The following is a 16,976-nucleotide window of genomic DNA, read 5'->3' as shown; positions in this document are numbered from 1 at the left end:
CAACCACTGAACATGATACTGCTCTTCAAACGCTACTCGGCAGCGCCGTTGCAACCGGCGTAATTCACCTCGACGCAAGCCATGCTGTTAGCGTCATAGTCGAACAAAATGGGCCGTCACCGACCTCTGATTTCCATTTGGAAAATCCTGTAATTTTTCGGAGGTTCCGTCATGCAAGAACGTCAGAATGGCAGCGTTCCGCATATGATCCCGGGAAGTGCCATCATCAGTACGACCTTAATCCAGTCGCGCCAGCTCTCCGCAACTTCTTGCCTAGAGGGAGCGCTGTTAAAGCTGCTTCTTCACCCAATCGAGTCCTTCTGCTCTATGAGGGAGACCGCGTTTGGTACTGGGAACTCAGCGCCTGCATGACGACATTCCGGTATTCATCCAGCGCGAGATCTATCTCGGCGATCTCGGCCGGCTTGAACCAGGCAAGCTCGGAATGCTCGGTCCCGAGCAGTTTTGGGGATCCACCGGCCCATGTCGGGATTGCGTAGATATGGAAGGGAGACTTCCGGTCACGGTCGTCGTCTTCGAACCTCGTCGCCAGATGATTGAAGGCAAGTGGCGTCAATCCAACCTCTTCCAGGCATTCGCGCACGAGTGCGACGTCGATTGCTTCACCTTTATCGACGTGCCCGCCGACTAGATCCCAAAGACCTGCTCCCCATTTACGATGTGGTGCGCGCCTGACGAATAGGACCTGGTCCTGCTTGATAAATGCTGCACAAACGATCTCTGCCAAACCTTGCTCTCCGTACGGCTTTTGAAATGAGGAACCCCGATCCGGCTCACGAGTTCCCGCTTGGATTTTTGCCGGGAGATAATATTGGTACCAGTTGGTTGGGTTGCGGAAATTTGGCGTTATCCGGTAAGTTCGCTTGGCGGCGAACGGCTTGCCTCGGTCGATCTGATCGCGACCGGTGTTCCCGGAGACCGGGCCTGGGCGGTTGTCGATGCGCAGACCGGCAAGCCTGCTGCGCCTGAAAAAGAACCGCGATGGCGGTCGGCACTTTTTCTCTCATCGAGATTGCGGCATGACATACCGGAGATCGGCTTTCCCGACCGCGAATGGATTCCAGTCGACGCGCTGGATATGGACAAACGCCTTAGCCATCATTTTGGCTTCGACGTGTCAGTACGCCCTTATGAGCTGTCAGCTTGGGGTACTTTCGTTGCGAGTGCCGTCGCGGAAAGTCGCTACGCTCTCAGCCCCCTTCATCTCGTCACATCGAGCTCGATGGAGTGGCTTGCAAACCTGCTTGGAACAGACGAGATCGATTGCAGGCGCTTCCGGCCCAATATCGTTCTGAACACCTCGGGGATGGTAGGGCTTCCAGAAACAGCATGGCTCGGCTGCTGCTTGAAGATGGGAAGTGCCACCATGCTGGCGACGGAGGAAACGAAAAGGTGCGGCATGACACTGATCGCCCAACCGGGCCTCTCCGAAAATCCGGATATCCTGCGCTCGATCCTGCGCCAAAACCGTCGCAATTTTGGAATTTACGGATTTGTCGGTACTGAAGGCGCAATCTCCGTCGGCGATGCCGCCATTCTTGTTCGCGATCAGACCAAAGCCATGCTCGGATGAATGAGATCGCTGTTCGAAGCCTCCTCGACGATGGCCTGGGCAATGATTTCACCGATCTCCCGAGCGCTGGTGATGCCTTGCACGAAGGGCAGCTTGTGGAGAAGAAACGAGATCGACCCGCAATAGAGACAGTTCGAGAGATTGTCCTCGAAGATCGGACGGAACTTGTTGTCGAGGTCAATGCCACCCGTGCGAACAATGCCATCGTCGGCTCCGCCCAATGATCCGGCAGCTTTTGTGGCGGCTTTCTTCAAAACCCCCTGCGCCTTGAGGGTTGGAAATGGAATATCGCGCGCTGACAAGGCGTGTTGACCGGTCGCGTCGATGAAGGCGTCGAACGCAAAGCTTTCGCCATCGAAGCGCACGATAGCCCCGCGCTCCACCTCAGCATCGTCGATCTCGCTGTCATTGCCAAGCGCGAGGATATCGAGCTTGCCGACACGATGGAGCGCCAAAAGGCGACGGATCGATTCATGCGGGACGGTTGCGTAGTCGTCGACAAACACCGTCTTGAAATGCTTGTGGAAGCGCTCAAGGTCTTTCTCGTCGAGATGCGGGATTGCGCGCGCGATGACCTCGTGCATCCGAAGAATGGCGTACCGCCATTCGACCGTGTGTCTGCGCTTCTTGTTCGTCTCGGCCTCCGCGAGGCTTCGAGCTGCCCACGTGAAGGGATCCGCCTCTTCCCGCGCCCTGAAATAGGCCGGCGCAATCGTCTCGACGGTCAGCAGCCCCAGCCCTATGCGTGCCGCATAATCCGGATCGCAGGCGACGAGCTCGGATCTGAAGAGGTCGAAGATAGCATTGAGGAGCCCGAGGCTGCCGGCCGCGATCAGTTGACCCATGGCATTGGGCGTGCAGATCGCGAGTGGTCGGTACGGTATCTCGCAGTAGAAATCAGCCTCGGGCAACACGCCCTTGCGCGACATCATCGTTGCGTGAAAAGCGTCGGTGTCAGGCAAAGGCTGATATTGGAGATCGCCGTGCTCATCGAGAAGAAAGGCTCCGTATTTTGTCGCCACCGTGATCAGCGCGTCGATGCCGCTCAAGGACGTGCCGAGAATGCCGAGCTTTGACGGCGGGATGCTTTTCAGAACGGGCGCCGGCCAAGGTGATATGAAATAACCGGGTTTGACCTCAGTCGTTTCCGGCCAGTCATGGCCGGTCGCCAGGACAACGTGATCGAACAGGTATTGAGTCGCGCGATCGTCTGCCGATCGAACTGTCAAGCTGATCTGTTGCCGCTGGAGTTCAATATCGGAGACCCTGTGGGAAGCCTTGACGTCGATGCTGTGACCCTTCGCCAGACCAGCTTCGACCAATTGCAAAAATTGTGACTGCAGATATTCTCCCAATACAACCCGCGGATAAAATTCCCGCTCGCCGATGGTGGTGCGCTCGACACCCAAGAGCTGTAGGTTGCGATCCGACTGCCTATGCAGCCAGCCTGTCAAAGTTTCGCAGATCGCCGGAAGCTCGATGCTGGCGATATTCGAAAGCATGGCACGATCGTTGATGTCGGGGTGGTAAGGAGTTCCCTTGCCAGGTTCTGCTTCTGTCTCGAAGATCGTGATCGCCAATGGCTCGGTCGATTGGATCAGACCCTTCAGGGTATAGATACCGGTCGGGCCGGAGCCCACAATAGCAATCTTCAACGGCATAAAGCGATTTTCCTAAGGGGAAGGCAGTCGAGGTGAGTCTAGAAACTTGCATAGGCCCGTCAGGTTCCAGCATCGGCTGCGATATCGCCAACCAATCACTGCCTGCTGCTTCGGGAACGATCTACCGGCAAATCCCCATCCATTCCAAATCCCGGCCGAACGACCGCCAGTTCGCAACGTGTCCTGCTGGAGACCAACAACACGTGAATGACTTCCTAGAGATCGAATCGTGCAAGATGCAAAACTTTCCAGTCGACGATCGATATGTCGCGGCAGCGTCCACTCCGATGTGGTCAACGCGCCGCACAGCTATTTATCTTTAGGCCTGCCGCCGGCCCGCATATCATTTCGATGCCAACTCCCCACCTAATACGAGAACCCAGTTCAACCGGCTCCTCCTTTCAGCGGCCTGAAACGCGGATTGCGTCAAGGTCTCCAAAGGCGCGTTGGACTGCAGCGATTCTGCTAATATTAATGTCGGCCGAGACCTCAATTTCCCCGTCCAAAGGCGCGTCGGTTCGCACATCGCCCCTGCTCCAGCATGTCACCGCCAGTGCCGACCGAATTATTGGAAGCGACCGGCTGCACGAAAATGTCCGGCCGAGAGATCCCATGCTGCTGGACAAGGTGTTCGACCGCCAGATCAGCTGCCGCACGCGTTTTGAAGGTCGCGCGGAGCGTTGTGGTACTATCATCGGCCATGGGGTTTCTCCTTCTAAATTGTCCATGCAGCCCAAACGTCGCTGAAGTCGTCTTATTTCGCCCGTCTTTTTTAAAACTGATCTCGTCGGGTTGGATTTGCGCCGCCAGGCTGTTATGTTCTCTTTTTGTTTCCGCTAGCCACCGAACGAAATTCACAAATGTCATGGTAGCCTTATCCATCCGTAAGATCATTCACGTCGACATGGATGCCTTTTACGCTTCCGTAGAGCAGCGGGACAATCCCGAACTGCGAGGTAAGCCTGTGGCGGTGGGTGGGGCTGCCGCCCGCGGTGTGGTCGCAGCGGCGAGCTATGAGGCACGAGAGTTTGGCGTTCGTTCGGCTATGCCCTCGGTGACGGCCGCTCGAAAATGCCCGGGTCTGATTTTCGTTCCGCCCCGCTTCGATGTCTACAAAGCGGTGTCCCAGCAGATCCGCGCTGTCTTTGCCGAATATACATCGATGATTGAGCCACTTTCGTTGGACGAGGCCTATCTCGACGTTACAGAAAACTTGAAGGGAATGGAGATCGCCACGGAAATTGCGCTCGAAATCCGAGCCAAGATCAAACAGGTGACTGGCCTCAACGCCTCGGCCGGTATTTCTTATAACAAGTTCCTCGCCAAAATGGCCTCCGACCTCAACAAGCCGAACGGTCAGGCCGTCATCACGCCGAAGAATGGGCCACGCTTCATCGAGCAGCTTCCCATCAAGAAATTCCATGGCGTCGGCCCGGCCACGGCCGAGAAAATGCTGCGGCTCGGCATTGAGACCGGCGCGGATCTCAAATCCAGGTCGTTGCAGTTTCTGGTAGAGCATTTCGGCAAATCAGGGCCCTATTTCTATGGGATTGCCCGCGGTACCGACGAGCGGCAGGTGCGTCCCGATCGGATCCGCAAATCGGTGGGCGCCGAGGATACGTTCAGCGTGGATATCAATGACCTTGATCTGGCGACTGCCGAATTGAGACCGCTGGCAGAAAAGGTCTGGCGCTACTGCGAGGCACAGCGCGTCACCGGCAAGACAGTGACGATTAAGGTGAAATATTCGGATTTCACCCAGGCGACACGTAGCCGCACAAGTACGCTGCCTGTCGCCGGTGTGGCGCAAATCCTAGAGGCCGCCTCGGCATTACTTGGGGCGGTCTATCCTTTCCGTCGATCGGTCAGGCTGCTTGGAGTGACACTTTCGTCGCTCACCAACGACCAGAGCGTCGACGACGAGGAACAACCGCAGCTCGATCTCGCTTTATGATCGGGCAAACGAAACAAGGCACGCCGATCGAAACTCTTCCGATAGACACCTCACCGCCAAGAGTTCGCGTTATCGACCTTGAGACTGGCGGCAATGGACTGAACGATGTCTGCGAGATCGGCTGGCAAGACGTCGTTCTCGATGATGATCGCCAATGGCAGCTGACGGAGGAGCGCGGCGCGCTGCTGGTCAATCCCGGTCGACCGATGACACCGGACACAATCGCGGTACACCACATTCTCGACGTCCATGTCACCGACGCGCCCTTCTGGAAGGAGATTGCCGCGAGCGTGCTTCGTCCGCCTGGCCGCCTTGATGCATTAGCCGCTCATCGCGCAGGTTTCGAACAGCGATATTGCACGCCACGTTTCAATGGAGGAACGCCATGGATCTGCACCTGGAAATCCGCTTTACGCGTCTGGCCGGAGATGCCACGTTTTTCCAACCAGATGCTCCGTTATCAGCGCATGCCAAAAGGTCTCATTCATGAGATTGGCCTGCCCGCGCACCGTGCCATGCCGGACGCTTATGTCACCGCTCACCATCTTCGCGACCTTTTGAACGAAACATCGCTTGAACAGCTATTGGACTGGAGCCGAGAGCCCGGCCTGTTGCCGCGCATACCATCCGGGCCCGACCGCGGCAAAGGCTGGGATCGGCTATCCGATGAGAAGCTTCAGGAATTCGCTCGAGATCGCGATATCGATCTCCGTTTCAGCGCCGAGACCGAAATCCGGCGACGCGGCGACAATCCCAAACCGGAATCGATCGAACCGGCACAGCGGACCCTGCTATGATACGGAGGCGCGGACGAAGGTGTAGCGCGGCATTGCGACGGAAGGGTAACGTTCGATCGCTGAAGACGCTTCTGCCACTCAGCCTTACCGCACACGTCGCCGCGATGACATCGAACCGTTCAAACGCCTGCAACAGGAACACCTCCCACACGCTCGCAATTTCCTTCGAGCACATTCGACGATATTTCACCAATTGGGAGGCGAATACTCCAAGCGGATCAATAACGAGTTGCGGCTTACGAGCAACGGTTATCACCTAGATGGCCTAAGCAACGCTAGACTTCGAATAGTGCGGGAGCAACTTCCTTCCAGCAAGTTTCATTGGGCGCAGTCAGCAAATGACCCCTCGTCATCGCCGGCCGATACGTCTCACCACCCACGACAACCGCATATCCGCCAGCCACCGATGCATCTTCCGGGACCGCCTCCTCGCCTACGATGGCAATGCTCGGGAAACGCGCGTTCAGCCGCTCGCTGAGGACCATGCGCAGAAGCGTGTCGTCATGCATCAGGAAGAGTTCGCCATCGGCGCTCTTGCGTACATCGAGTTCGACGATATTGACGCCGATTGCGATCGCCCTTTCGATTGCCGCCAGGCTGTTTTCCGGCGCGCCGTGCCAGGCGCCGCGATGGGCAAGTCAATGTTCCCTCGATCCACTACATGCGCCGGCACTTCGACCCGAAATTGCCGGGCGTTCTGGAATGGGTGGAAGAGGTGACCCCGGCCTATAACCGCCTCGTCAACGCGATCCGTGCCGCGATCGATCCGCAGGGGATCGTCTTCGGCGGCCAGATCCGGCCGGTCTTGCCCAGATGCTGATCGACCGGACACAGATATTCGACCGCCCGCGCTACGGCATTCACCGCGCCAGCCCGAAGCTGATCATATCCGAGATATCCAGCGACGCGCCGGCCATGGGCGCGGCGGTCATGCCCTTCCGCTGGACGTTCTATTGAGTGCCAATCGGCAAGGAAAAGCGGCCTGAAGCGCGTGACTTCATGGCCGCCTTGAACCTGCGATATTGCGGACTGCTTACTGGTTGATCTCCGGCTCGACGAGCTTTGCTAGATTGATCAGCGATTCCTGCCAGCCGAGATAGCAGGCTTCGGCCGGAATAGCGTCGGGAATGCCCGCCTGGGTGATGTTGACCTCGGTACCGACGGACACCTTCTTGAGCACGACCGTCACGACGATCTCGCCCGGCAGGTTCGGATCGTCGAACCGATCCGTATAGACAAGGCGTTCGCCCTGAACGAGTTCACGATACTCGCCGCCGAAGGAATGGCTATGGCCGGTGGTGAAGTTGTGGAAAGACATCCGGAACTTGCCGCCGACGGTCGCATCGAGATCGTGCACGGTGCAGGTAAAGCCGTTCGGCGGCAGCCATTTCGCAAGCGCATCGACCTCGGTGAATGCGCGGTAGACCTTGTCCGGGCTCGTTGTGAAAACCCGGTGCAACTGGATAGTGCTTGGCATTGTCGTGATCCTTCCTGATCATGGGCTTAGACCACCCAAGGACGAGACGGGGCGCTGCCATCCTACAGCAATCGCGAAAAATCGGTCCTTTTATCGACTAGGCCAGGTTTCGAGTCTGCAACAGAACAGTCATCCAAAATTCACATAGCCTTTACGAAACTGTCTCGACCTCCGGCTAAACGTCGACAAAACGGCATGCAATTTTTTTTGCAAAGGAGAGACTATATGTCATTTAAATTGCAGAACGCAGTTCTTGCAGGTGCTGTTGCCCTGTTCTCCATGGTCGGTTCGGCGGAAGCCGCAACGACCGTGAAATTCTGGCACAGCTTCAACAAGGCATCCGGCGAAGCACTCAACAAGATCATCGCCGATTTCAAAACCGCAAATCCGGGCATCGACGTGCAGGCCGAATTCATCGGCGACTACAATGATATCGTCGCCAAGCTGCAGGCCGCCATTCCGGCCAACCGCGCTCCCGACGCCGTCATCCTCGAAGTCACCCGCTACGGCCTCTTTGCCGAACGCGGCGCCCTGATCGACCTGACGCCCTATTTCGACACCGACCCGCTGAAGGCCGACCTTTACGATTATGCCCGCGAAGTGGGCGTCTACAAGGGCAAGAACTATATCGTTCCCTTCAACTCCTCGACGCCGGTCCTCTATTACAACAAGGACATCATGGCGCGCGCCGGCATTACCGGCGAACCGGCTTTGAAGACCTTTGCCGATATCCTCGCCACCTCCAAAACGATCACCGAAAAGCTCGGCAAGGATGGCATTACCGGCATCGCCGCCCCTGGCCAGTTCGCCCGCTGGGGCGTCGTCATGGCCAATGACAGTGAGCTGATCGACCGCAAGACCAATAACATCCTGCTGGACTCGCCGAACACGATCGAAGCCTATCAGTGGATGGCGTCGCTGGTCTCCAAGGAAAAGGTCGCCTCGCCGGACGGCGTGACCGAAGAAGACAATGGCCGTGACGCGTTCCTCGCCGGCAAGGTCGGCATCATGATGAACTCGACCGGTAATTATACCGGCTCTAAAAAGGCGCTCGGCGACAAGCTGGAAGTCCGCCCGATGCCCTGCAACAAGGTCTGCTCGGTTCCGATCGGCGGCGCCGGCATCGGCATCCTCGCCTCCTCCTCAAAGGAAGTTCAGGACGCCGCATACAAATTCGTCAGCTACGCCGCGTCGCCGGAAGCGAATGCCACTTGGTTCGCCGCCACCGGCTACCTGCCGATCAACAAAAAGAGCGCGGCTCTTCCGGTCGCTGCCAAGGCGCTCGCCACCCAGCCGGGCATCGATACCGCCATCAAGAGCCTCGACTATGCCTATGGCCGCGCCCGCCCGCCGGTCGTCACCTGGATGCGCACCACCGAATACAAGATGTGGGAAGCCATGGCACTCGGCCAACGTCCGGTCGATGAGACCATGAAGGACTTCGCCGCCCAGACCCGCGCCGAAGCCAAGCGCGCCGGCAACTGAGCCTTGTGACAATCCAAGACGGCGGGTCGGTTACGACCCGTCGTTCAACCGTATCAAAGCCCATGTTCCGTGCCCTGACCCCATATCTGCTTGTTGCGCCGCTGATCATCTTCATCGAGGTCTTCACCTATGTTCCGATCCTGTCGAGCCTCAATCTCAGCGTCCGGCACTGGGATTTCCTGTCGCCGACCATGCCATTCGTCGGGTTGGAGAATTACGAAACACTGCTTTCGTCGCGCGATTTCTGGAATTCGCTGAAGGTCACGACGATCTTTGCCGTGCTGTCGGTGCCGCTGCGTTTGGCGCTGGCACTGGCGGTCGCAAGCTATCTCGTGCGCGAAACACTACCCTCGCGGCTCCTGCGCGCCGCATTCTTCCTGCCGTCCGTCACGTCCGCCGTCTCGATCGCCGTCGTTTTCTCCTGGGTGTTTTCCACCGACTACGGCATGGTCAATGCTGCGCTGGCCACGCTTGGCTTCGGAAAGGTTCCGTGGCTGCAGGACCCAAGCCTTGCACTGTGGGTGCTGATCTTCGTCAACACCTGGAAACAGCTCGGTTATGACGTCGTCATCTATATTGCCGGCCTGCAGGCCGTGCCGCAGGAACTCTACGATGCCGCAGCCGTCGATGGCGGGCGCAAGCTCCACGTCTTCCGGCGCGTCACCGTGCCGCTCGTCATGCCGACCACCTATTTCCTGCTGGTGATCTCGGTGATCGAAGCCTTCCAGGTCTTCACCATCGTCAACATCATGACCAAGGGCGGCCCGGCGGGTGCAACCGACATGCTGGTCAACCTGCTCTACCGCGTCGGCTTCACGCTTTTCGATATCGGCCAGGGCTCGGCGCTTGCCGTCCTGTTGTTCGTCTTCCTGATCGTGCTGTCGCTGATCAAATCCCGTGTCATCGGCCGGAAGGTGCATTATGAAGCGTGAGAACCCGTTCATGGTCGGGCTGGCACTTGTCGTTGGCCTGCTCTTCCTGTCGCCGGTCCTTTATTCCATCTGGATATCGTTCGAGACGGCACAGGCCTATTACACCGGCAGTCCCGAATTTACGCTGGACAACTACGTCCGTGCTGTCTCGGAATACAATTTCGCCCGTTATCTCATGAACAGCATCATCGTCTCAGGCCTCGTGACGCTGCTCGGCATCACCATCGCCACCATGGCCGCCTTCGCCTTCGCACGCTTCCAGTTCCGCGGCGGCGATCTGCTGTTTGGAGCAACCGTCGCAACGCTGATGATCCCGAGCCATATCAGCCTCATCCCGAATTACCTGACGCTCGCCAAGGCCGGCCTGCTCGATACCTATGCGGGGCTGATCCTGCCTGCCGTGTCGAACGGTTTCGCGGCCTTCTTCCTGCGCCAGTACATCCGCGGCATTCCGAAGGCGCTTGACGAGGCCGCCTATATGGACGGCGCGACGCCGATGCAGGTGCTGTGGCGGGTGATCGTGCCGATCGCGCGGCCGGCGATTTTCTCGATGGGGCTCTACATCTTCATCACCGAATGGAACAACTACATCTGGCCGCTGATCGCCGTCGGCAAGGACGACCTCTTCACGCTGCAGATCGGGCTCGCGCGTCTTTATCGCATCAATCCCGGCGAAGGCCTGGTCGACTGGCCGCTGGTCATGGCCGCCTCGACCATCACCATCCTGCCGGTGCTCGCCGGTTTCCTGCTCGTGGAACGCCACCTCGTGCGCGGCATCACCATGGGCGCGATCAAGTAAATCCTGAAAGGCATGACAAGCATGACACGCATAGCATCACATCGGGGCGGCACGCTGGAATTCGGCGACAGCACGCCCAGAGGTTTTTCCGCCACGGCGCAGATGCCGCTGGAGGAAGTGGAATTCGACGTTCACCCAACGATCGACGGCGCCATCATGGTGCATCACGACGCTACGCTCGAAGGCACGACCGACCGCAGCGGTGCGATCGCCACGCTGACGGAGGCTGAAGTCCGCTCCGCCGTGATCAATTACGGCGCCGGCGGCAACCCAATCTCGCTCGACGAACTTTGCGCCATCCATGCCGAAAGCATGGTCGATTTCCGCTGCGAGATCAAACCGGGCGCCGATGGCCGGCCGTATCCTGATTTCGTGCCGCGCGTTGTGGACCTGCTCACCCGTCACGACATGCTGGAGCGGACGACATTCTCCTCCTTCCTGGTCGAGTCTCTCGATGCGATCGCCGCTGCGACCGACCGGCCGATGCTCTGGCTGGTCAGTCCGCCGGTGCTGCGCCAGGTTGGGCCTGCCGCCGTCATCGAACTCTGCAAGAGCCACGAAATCTCGGAAATCGGCGTTCATGTGGACACTGCCGATGCGGCGCTGATGGCGCAGGTGCAGGATGCCGGGCTCGATTTCGGATGCTGGTCGGCGCATACCGCGACACAGATCGAAAAGGTGCTGACGCTTGGCGTCAAGGTCTTCACCACGGACCGGCCGACGCTCGCCATCGCCATCCGCACCCGTTGGCGCGAAGGAGCGACACGATGAGCGGCATCACCCTTCGCGATATCCGCAAGTCCTATCCGAACGGGCCGGAAATCCTGCATGGCGTCTCGATGGACATCAAACCCGGCGAGTTCATCGTCATCGTCGGCCCCTCCGGCTGCGGCAAGTCCACGTTGCTGCGCCTGATTGCAGGGCTGGAGCGCTGCGAACAGGGCGATATCGAGATCGGCGGCAAGCGGGCCAACAATCTTGCCCCGCAGAATCGCGACATCGCGATGATCTTCCAAAACTATGCGCTTTATCCGCATATGACGGTGCGCGAAAACATCGCCTTCGGGCTGGAACTGCGCGGCATGCCTAAAGCCGAGCGCAATGCGCGGGCGGAAAGCGTCGCGAAGACCCTGCAGCTCGACCCTTATCTCGACCGCAAACCCGGCGCGCTTTCCGGCGGCCAGCGGCAGCGCGTCGCGATGGGCCGCGCCATGGCGCGCAACACCTCGATCTTCTTGATGGACGAGCCGTTGTCGAACCTCGACAATTCGTTGCGTGTCACCATGCGCACCGAGATCAAGGAGCTGCACCGTCAGCTCGGTGCCACGATCGTCTACGTCACTCACGACCAGACGGAGGCGCTGTCGCTCGCCGACCGGATCGCGGTCATGAAGGACGGCGACCTCCTGCAGTTCGATACGCCCGAGGCGATCTACGATCGGCCGAACAACCGTTTCGTCGCCGGCTTCCTCGGCGTGCCGCCGATGAATTTCCTGCCCGTCGCGCAACTGCCGGGCTGGCAGGGCCGCCAAGACCTGATGGTCGGCCTGCGCCCCGAAGCCATGTCCGTCCATCTCGACCAGCCGCGGGAGGCGGCACTTCCGGTCCGTCTTGTGTTGTCTGAAATGACCGGCTCCGACCTGATCCTGCATTGCGACAGCGCTGCCGGCCGGATCACGCTGACCAGCGGTCGCAAGGATAGGCCGCGCGACACGAGCAACTTCTGGGTGAGCTACGATCTTGACCAGGCGGTTTTTTTCGATAACCACAGCGGCACCCGGGTTGATCTCGCATCTGCGATCGGCCCGTCCAAGCGGTGCGCTGAATTTCGGAACGGGTCATCCCGGCAGTGAATGATGGACAAGACTAGCGATATCCCACAGCCTCTCGGCGACCTGATAAGCCGCCATTCGACACGGCTCACCGATGCCGATACGCGGCTTCTCGACGTGCTGATGCAGGACCCGATCCGCGCCGCGATGGAAAACGGCACGGAGGTCTCGTTTCGCGCCGGCGTCCACCCGGCTTCGGCGGTGCGGCTCGCCCGCCGTCTCGGCTTCAAAGGTTATCCGGAATTCAGAACCTTCCTTCAAAGCAATCTGATGGAAGGCGGCAGCGATTTCGAAAGCCCGGCCGCCCGCATGGCCGCCCGTCTGGTCAAGGCCGAAGAAGGCGGGCTGCTCGACTCTGTCATCGAAAGCGAGATCACCGCCCTTCGACAGGCGCGCAACGGCGTCTCCGACGGCGATGTCCGCGCGTTCGCCGAACGAATCCGCGACTGCCGGCGAGTCTTCGTTTTCGGCCGCGGTCATTTCGCAGCGCTCTCCGCGCTGATCGCGCTGCGCCTCAACCGGTCGGGTTACGAAGCCATCGATCTTGCCAGTCAGGTCCATCAACTGGCCGAGGTGTTGAAGACGATGACATCCGATGATGTCGTCTTGCTCCTGGCGTTTCGCCGACTGCCGGCGTTGATGCAGGAAGTGCGCGAGATCGCCGCCGGATGCGGCGCCACGACGCTCGCCATCACCGATATCGGCGGCGCGCGCATCGATCCGGCTCCCGATCACCAAATCCTTGTTTCCCGCGGCGATCCCGGCGAATCCCAGTCGCTGGTCGTGCCGATGACGATCTCCAACGCCGTCATCCTCGACCTCGCCGCCATCGACGATGGCCGGTCGCTCCGGTCGCTCGGCGCGTTCAAGGCTTTCCGGGCGACAAGCGGCCTGTCACAGGTGCTTCTGTAGGTCAGTTCGGCCAGTCCCCGAATTTGCATCGAGCTTGGGGGTATAGTCAGGCCTGTGCTTGTGCAGCACGGCCGGCATCTTTTCCCGCAAGCGTTCCTTTACGTGACTGGGGTCAGCCTTTCGGCGCCGATGGTAGGGTCAACGCTACGCCGGAACACAGCGATCTCGCCGGCATTCTGATGATAGCCGTAGAACGCAAAATCCCTACGAAGGGCTTTGTTGGGATTGCAAGTAAAAATGGTTTCGGGGCAGGATTTGTCCCGTTCGCGCAGCTCACCCTTGAGGTTATGGTCCGCAGGACGAGGAGCTACGATCGGCAGGAGAAGCGAAGCTTTTCCGCCAGACGAACTCGCCGACGATCAGTTACAAGAACCCACCGCTTTCCACAGCAGATCATCGCCCATGGTCTGGCTGTATTTCAGGTTTCCTTTGAGAATTCGGCTGGTGAAGGGAATGCTGTTGGAGCGCGGCATTGTCGTGTCTTACGAAACGATCAGGCGGTGGGGCCGGAAGTTCGGAGCGACTTACGCCAAACAGTTGCGCAGAAAGAAGCCGCCGCGAAAAGATATCTGGCATATGGACGAGGTGGCATACGAAACCTCGACGCACATTAAACAACGCCAATCCGTTGAATCTAAGTAATGAAATAAGTTCAAGGGTTCACCGACGCTGGACGCCGGGCTCGTCGCGTCTGGCCAGGCGGTCGAGCACTACGAGATCGCCCGGTATAGAACGCTGAAGAGCCGGGCCGGCCAGCGCTGCCTGGAGGAGGCGGTTGCCCTCCTGACGCGAATTTGCAGGAAGAGATCAAGGCTGACAGGCTGATGACCCAGCTTGGCGAGGCCTCTGCCAATCCAAAAGGCAAGAAGGCCGCTTAACCAGCGCCTCCAGGCGTGGCTAGCCCAATGCTCTCATTGTTGAAGAGATCCAGCGATGGTGAGGGGCCGTATTGCTCAAGCGTAGCCTGCTTCTGGGCCTCGGAAAACTTCGGCGCGCGAGCCACAGAATGGATGCGCAGATCTCGATGCAGCTCGTATCGCGGGTACCAGTTCCTCAGCGCATTCTTGGCCGGATAATCTAATTGGCGAATCCTCGCCTTATCCCGCTTGCCTATATACAGCTCGACCACGCAAATTCTGTCTGCATGGGAATACATGAACCACCTCTTGGTGGTACGAATCTTCGTCCATATCCCTTTATGCCTAACCGGGTCAGCTCCGCGTGGAACCGACAGTGTTCACGACCTGTTGAGGTTTGCCACGCACCGTTTCAAAATTCATATACAACCTAGTGGCCGGGTTTCCCCGGGATGCATTAGCACGCTAGTGGCGATGCTATCTTGAATAGAGATTCGCCAACTGAAAATCGCTAAGAACTAAGCAGCCGCTATTCATGATGAAACATCTTTCGATCGTGCCGATGACCTTAATGAGGCCACTCGTAACCTGGCTCGTCGCAAGCGTGCTTGCCGTCGCCTTGTTGGCAGCCTTTCAGTACAGGGCGGGCCTATCAGAGCTTTCGAACTGGGCGCGGCAGACCGATACGTTGCTTGCCGAAAAGCTGGCGCAACATGATGCACATATGACTGCACTTGCCGCAGTGATCCGCATGGCGCCGGACGAACCGTCAGCCAGCGTGCAGGGCCTCGCGGAGTCAGTCATCACATTTTACCCGCGCATTACCGATATCGCGACCCTGCGTATCGATGGCGATGTCGCGCACGTCACCACTTATGGAAAATCCACCGGACCGGCCTTCGAGGAGAATCGGGTTGCAAGTGAATTGCCCCGGTTAGGCAAGCCGGGTGATACCGCAACCCGCCCTACAGCCGGACAGTATACCTATGACATCTACAAACTGGTCGAGGCCGGCCGATTCTTGCGGCTACGCATCAACGCCGCCGGATTGCTGGACTTTGATCGAGTTCCTCCGGAATATTCGATCGACCTATCGCTCGGCGACGCAGTGCTCTTCACGCGTACTGCCGACGATACGCCGATCCTTTCAGCAACGACCAGCTTTTCGGTCAGCAATCCGGGACAGCCGCTACATCTGAGGATCAGACGTGGCATCAGCCTCGGTGAACTGCTGCCCTGGCGTCTCATCCTGCCCCTTCTCATTGGCCTGGCGGCGGTGGTCTGGCTTCTCGAACAATATCGGAATGCAAGCCGCGAACGGCGGCGGCAGGAACGGCGGGCGGCGTTGCTCGAACAGGAGGCGCAGCTTGCGCATGCCGGCCGGGTCAATGCGCTTGGCGAAATGGCATCCGGCATCGCCCACGAGCTTGCCCAACCGGTCGCCGCGATGCTGAGCCAGAGCCAGGCGGCGCGGCGCGCGCTGACGATCAACCGCCACGATATTCTCGAACAGGCGCTGGACGCCAATATCCGCGAGGCAAAGCGGGCAGGCGATATTCTTGGCCGTATGCGGGCCTATATTTCCGGGGCCGAAGCACGGATCGAAAAAGTGCCCCTGGCCGAAGCTCTGGCCGGCGCCCTTCGGCTTGTCGAAACGGATCTGGCGCAACGTGGCATCGCGCTGGAGACCACCATTTCGGATCGACCGTGTATCGTGGCGATAGACATCATTTCCTTCCAACAGGTCATCCATAACCTGATCCGCAATGCAGCAGACGCATTGGCAGGCCGAGCCGAGCCGCGTATCCGTCTCGCCGCCCGGCCGGAAGGCTATGGAACCGTCATTACCATCGCCGACAATGGCCCGGGAATCGAACCCGCCGCGCTCGACCGCATCTTCGAACCGTTCTTCTCCACCAAGAGGGACGGCATGGGTCTCGGCCTACCGCTCTCGGCACGGCTGATCGAGAAGATGGACGGCACTCTTGAGGCGCGCAACGATGGCGGCGCCTGCTTCACCATCCGCCTGCCGTCCGGAGGAGACGCATGATCTATCTCATCGACGACGACGCCTCGGTGCGCGAGGCACTGACGCTGCTGCTCTCCACCTACGGCAAGGACGTGACGACCTTTCCCGATGCCGCGCATCTTCTGGCGCATCTCAACAAGGCGAAACCCGGCATTCTGATCCTCGACCTGCGCATGCCGGCGACCAGCGGCCTGCAACTCTTGAAGAAACTTGCCGACATGGAAATCGGCTGGCCGGCGATCATGATCACCGGCCATGGCGAGGTCGAAGCCTGCCGCCGCGCCTTCAAGGCGGGCGTCGCCGACTTCCTCGTCAAACCGGTCGACGAACATGTGCTGATGGAAGCAATCACCGCCTGCGAAGCCGAGCTTGCGGAACTGCTCGCGCGCCAGGAGACCGGCCGCCTGCTGGATCACCTCACCGCCCGCGAGCGTGAGGTCATCGAACTCGTCTCGAAAGGTCTTGGCAGCAAGGAGATTGCCACGGCGCTCGACGTCTCCGTCCGCACCGTCGACAGCCACCGTGCAAGCATCGCCTTGAAGCTCGGCACGCCGGCCGTGGCTGAGCAGACGCGTATCTGGCTCGCCGCGCATCGGTAATCCTACCGATATGCCTCGGTGACGGTGCGAATTTCGGCAGGCCGCAGC

Annotated in this window: 17 protein-coding genes and 4 pseudogenes; 15 read left to right on the top strand and 6 right to left on the bottom strand. The window is 59.2% G+C overall.

The window, feature by feature from the left end; translation table 11 throughout:
* Positions 1-325: 325 nt before the first annotated feature.
* Positions 326-748 (bottom strand): NUDIX domain-containing protein, encoded by a 423-nt coding sequence (locus tag KX729_RS22655; protein ID WP_219744760.1) that lies wholly within the window; start codon positions 746-748, stop codon positions 326-328.
* 60 nt (positions 749-808) lie between these two features.
* On the opposite strand from KX729_RS22655, the gene KX729_RS22650 reads away from it, so the two are divergent.
* Positions 809-1,594, top strand: coding sequence for an MOSC domain-containing protein (locus tag KX729_RS22650; RefSeq protein ID WP_246617775.1), 786 nt, complete (start codon positions 809-811; stop codon positions 1,592-1,594).
* On the opposite strand, the gene KX729_RS22645 is transcribed toward KX729_RS22650, so the two are convergent.
* Positions 1,570-3,255, bottom strand: coding sequence for an FAD/NAD(P)-binding protein (locus KX729_RS22645; protein ID WP_219744759.1), 1,686 nt, complete (start codon positions 3,253-3,255; stop codon positions 1,570-1,572). The genes KX729_RS22650 and KX729_RS22645 overlap by 25 nt on opposite strands.
* Positions 3,256-3,656: 401 nt before the next feature.
* Positions 3,657-3,957: pseudogene (locus KX729_RS22640) on the bottom strand (hypothetical protein).
* A gap of 163 nt (positions 3,958-4,120) precedes the next feature.
* Between KX729_RS22640 and dinB the strand changes: the two are divergent.
* Positions 4,121-5,209 carry a DNA polymerase IV gene (gene dinB, locus KX729_RS22635; RefSeq protein WP_219744896.1) on the top strand — a complete coding sequence of 363 codons (1,089 nt, stop codon included), beginning with the start codon at positions 4,121-4,123 and terminating at the stop codon, positions 5,207-5,209.
* Positions 5,206-6,006, top strand: coding sequence for a DNA polymerase III subunit epsilon (locus KX729_RS22630; RefSeq protein WP_246617773.1), 801 nt, complete (start codon positions 5,206-5,208; stop codon positions 6,004-6,006). Before dinB ends, KX729_RS22630 begins: the two co-directional genes overlap by 4 nt.
* Positions 6,007-6,491: 485 nt before the next feature.
* Here KX729_RS22630 and KX729_RS34430 read toward each other — a convergent pair.
* Positions 6,492-6,644, bottom strand: a pseudogene (locus tag KX729_RS34430) (glycerophosphodiester phosphodiesterase family protein); the annotation flags it as partial.
* A gap of 23 nt (positions 6,645-6,667) precedes the next feature.
* Between KX729_RS34430 and KX729_RS33605 the strand changes: the two are divergent.
* Together KX729_RS33605 and KX729_RS33600 are read left to right on the top strand one after the other, a co-directional pair.
* Positions 6,668-6,826: a hypothetical protein gene (locus tag KX729_RS33605; protein WP_246617772.1), complete on the top strand. Its 159-nt coding sequence runs from the start codon at positions 6,668-6,670 to the stop codon at positions 6,824-6,826.
* Positions 6,820-6,963: a hypothetical protein gene (locus KX729_RS33600; protein ID WP_246617771.1), complete on the top strand. Its 144-nt coding sequence runs from the start codon at positions 6,820-6,822 to the stop codon at positions 6,961-6,963. Before KX729_RS33605 ends, KX729_RS33600 begins: the two co-directional genes overlap by 7 nt.
* A 76-nt stretch (positions 6,964-7,039) precedes the next feature.
* Here the strand turns inward: KX729_RS33600 and KX729_RS22615 are convergent, their stop codons facing one another.
* Positions 7,040-7,483 (bottom strand): SRPBCC family protein, encoded by a 444-nt coding sequence (locus tag KX729_RS22615; protein ID WP_219744758.1) that lies wholly within the window; start codon positions 7,481-7,483, stop codon positions 7,040-7,042.
* 225 nt (positions 7,484-7,708) lie between these two features.
* On the opposite strand from KX729_RS22615, the gene KX729_RS22610 reads away from it, so the two are divergent.
* From KX729_RS22610 to KX729_RS22575, 8 genes and pseudogenes are all read left to right on the top strand, one after another.
* Positions 7,709-8,968, top strand: a complete 1,260-nt coding sequence (locus KX729_RS22610) for an ABC transporter substrate-binding protein (protein WP_219744757.1) — start codon at positions 7,709-7,711, stop codon at positions 8,966-8,968.
* 62 nt (positions 8,969-9,030) lie between these two features.
* Positions 9,031-9,900: a carbohydrate ABC transporter permease gene (locus KX729_RS22605; RefSeq protein WP_219744756.1), complete on the top strand. Its 870-nt coding sequence runs from the start codon at positions 9,031-9,033 to the stop codon at positions 9,898-9,900.
* Positions 9,890-10,699, top strand: a complete 810-nt coding sequence (locus KX729_RS22600) for a carbohydrate ABC transporter permease (protein ID WP_219744755.1) — start codon at positions 9,890-9,892, stop codon at positions 10,697-10,699. The genes KX729_RS22605 and KX729_RS22600 overlap by 11 nt, the downstream gene beginning before the upstream one ends.
* A 21-nt stretch (positions 10,700-10,720) precedes the next feature.
* On the top strand, positions 10,721-11,470 hold the full coding sequence (locus KX729_RS22595; RefSeq protein WP_219744754.1) for a glycerophosphodiester phosphodiesterase family protein: 750 nt from the start codon (positions 10,721-10,723) through the stop codon (positions 11,468-11,470).
* Positions 11,467-12,552, top strand: coding sequence for an ABC transporter ATP-binding protein (locus tag KX729_RS22590; protein WP_219744753.1), 1,086 nt, complete (start codon positions 11,467-11,469; stop codon positions 12,550-12,552). Before KX729_RS22595 ends, KX729_RS22590 begins: the two co-directional genes overlap by 4 nt.
* 3 nt (positions 12,553-12,555) lie before the next feature.
* Entirely contained in the window at positions 12,556-13,443 is an 888-nt protein-coding gene (locus KX729_RS22585; protein ID WP_219744752.1) for a MurR/RpiR family transcriptional regulator, read from the top strand.
* 392 nt (positions 13,444-13,835) lie between these two features.
* A pseudogene (locus tag KX729_RS22580) lies at positions 13,836-14,031 on the top strand (IS6 family transposase); the annotation flags it as partial.
* 81 nt (positions 14,032-14,112) lie between these two features.
* Positions 14,113-14,268, top strand: a complete 156-nt coding sequence (locus KX729_RS22575) for a DUF892 family protein (RefSeq protein ID WP_376776048.1) — start codon at positions 14,113-14,115, stop codon at positions 14,266-14,268.
* Positions 14,269-14,343: 75 nt separating this feature from the next.
* On the opposite strand, the pseudogene KX729_RS22570 reads toward KX729_RS22575, so the two are convergent.
* Positions 14,344-14,599, bottom strand: a pseudogene (locus tag KX729_RS22570) (IS3 family transposase); the annotation flags it as partial.
* Positions 14,600-14,871: 272 nt separating this feature from the next.
* Here KX729_RS22570 and KX729_RS22565 point away from each other — a divergent pair.
* Both KX729_RS22565 and KX729_RS22560 read left to right on the top strand, forming a co-directional pair.
* Complete coding sequence (locus tag KX729_RS22565) at positions 14,872-16,350, top strand: sensor histidine kinase (protein WP_219744750.1); 1,479 nt, start codon at positions 14,872-14,874, stop codon at positions 16,348-16,350.
* Positions 16,347-16,928: a response regulator transcription factor gene (locus KX729_RS22560; protein WP_219744749.1), complete on the top strand. Its 582-nt coding sequence runs from the start codon at positions 16,347-16,349 to the stop codon at positions 16,926-16,928. The genes KX729_RS22565 and KX729_RS22560 overlap by 4 nt, the downstream gene beginning before the upstream one ends.
* Positions 16,929-16,976 lie beyond the last annotated feature (48 nt).

Source organism: Neorhizobium populisoli (genome assembly GCF_019430945.1).
GTDB lineage: Bacteria > Pseudomonadota > Alphaproteobacteria > Rhizobiales > Rhizobiaceae > Neorhizobium > Neorhizobium populisoli.
This window is presented reverse-complemented; position numbering and strand designations above follow the sequence as displayed.

Excerpts from the sequence above, each read along its gene's own strand:
- KX729_RS33600 (WP_246617771.1), top strand. The coding sequence starts at position 6,820 with ATGCTGATCGACCGGACACAGATATTCGACCGCCCGCGCTACGGCATT.
- KX729_RS33605 (WP_246617772.1), top strand. The coding sequence starts at position 6,668 with ATGCGCCGGCACTTCGACCCGAAATTGCCGGGCGTTCTGGAATGGGTG.
- KX729_RS22590 (WP_219744753.1), top strand. The coding sequence starts at position 11,467 with ATGAGCGGCATCACCCTTCGCGATATCCGCAAGTCCTATCCGAACGGG.
- KX729_RS22600 (WP_219744755.1), top strand. The coding sequence starts at position 9,890 with ATGAAGCGTGAGAACCCGTTCATGGTCGGGCTGGCACTTGTCGTTGGC.
- KX729_RS22645 (WP_219744759.1), bottom strand. The coding sequence starts at position 3,255 with ATGCCGTTGAAGATTGCTATTGTGGGCTCCGGCCCGACCGGTATCTAT.
- KX729_RS22630 (WP_246617773.1), top strand. The coding sequence starts at position 5,206 with ATGATCGGGCAAACGAAACAAGGCACGCCGATCGAAACTCTTCCGATA.
- KX729_RS22605 (WP_219744756.1), top strand. The coding sequence starts at position 9,031 with ATGTTCCGTGCCCTGACCCCATATCTGCTTGTTGCGCCGCTGATCATC.
- KX729_RS22595 (WP_219744754.1), top strand. The coding sequence starts at position 10,721 with ATGACACGCATAGCATCACATCGGGGCGGCACGCTGGAATTCGGCGAC.
- KX729_RS22565 (WP_219744750.1), top strand. The coding sequence starts at position 14,872 with ATGAGGCCACTCGTAACCTGGCTCGTCGCAAGCGTGCTTGCCGTCGCC.
- KX729_RS22615 (WP_219744758.1), bottom strand. The coding sequence starts at position 7,483 with ATGCCAAGCACTATCCAGTTGCACCGGGTTTTCACAACGAGCCCGGAC.
- dinB (WP_219744896.1), top strand. The coding sequence starts at position 4,121 with ATGGTAGCCTTATCCATCCGTAAGATCATTCACGTCGACATGGATGCC.
- KX729_RS22560 (WP_219744749.1), top strand. The coding sequence starts at position 16,347 with ATGATCTATCTCATCGACGACGACGCCTCGGTGCGCGAGGCACTGACG.
- KX729_RS22610 (WP_219744757.1), top strand. The coding sequence starts at position 7,709 with ATGTCATTTAAATTGCAGAACGCAGTTCTTGCAGGTGCTGTTGCCCTG.
- KX729_RS22585 (WP_219744752.1), top strand. The coding sequence starts at position 12,556 with ATGGACAAGACTAGCGATATCCCACAGCCTCTCGGCGACCTGATAAGC.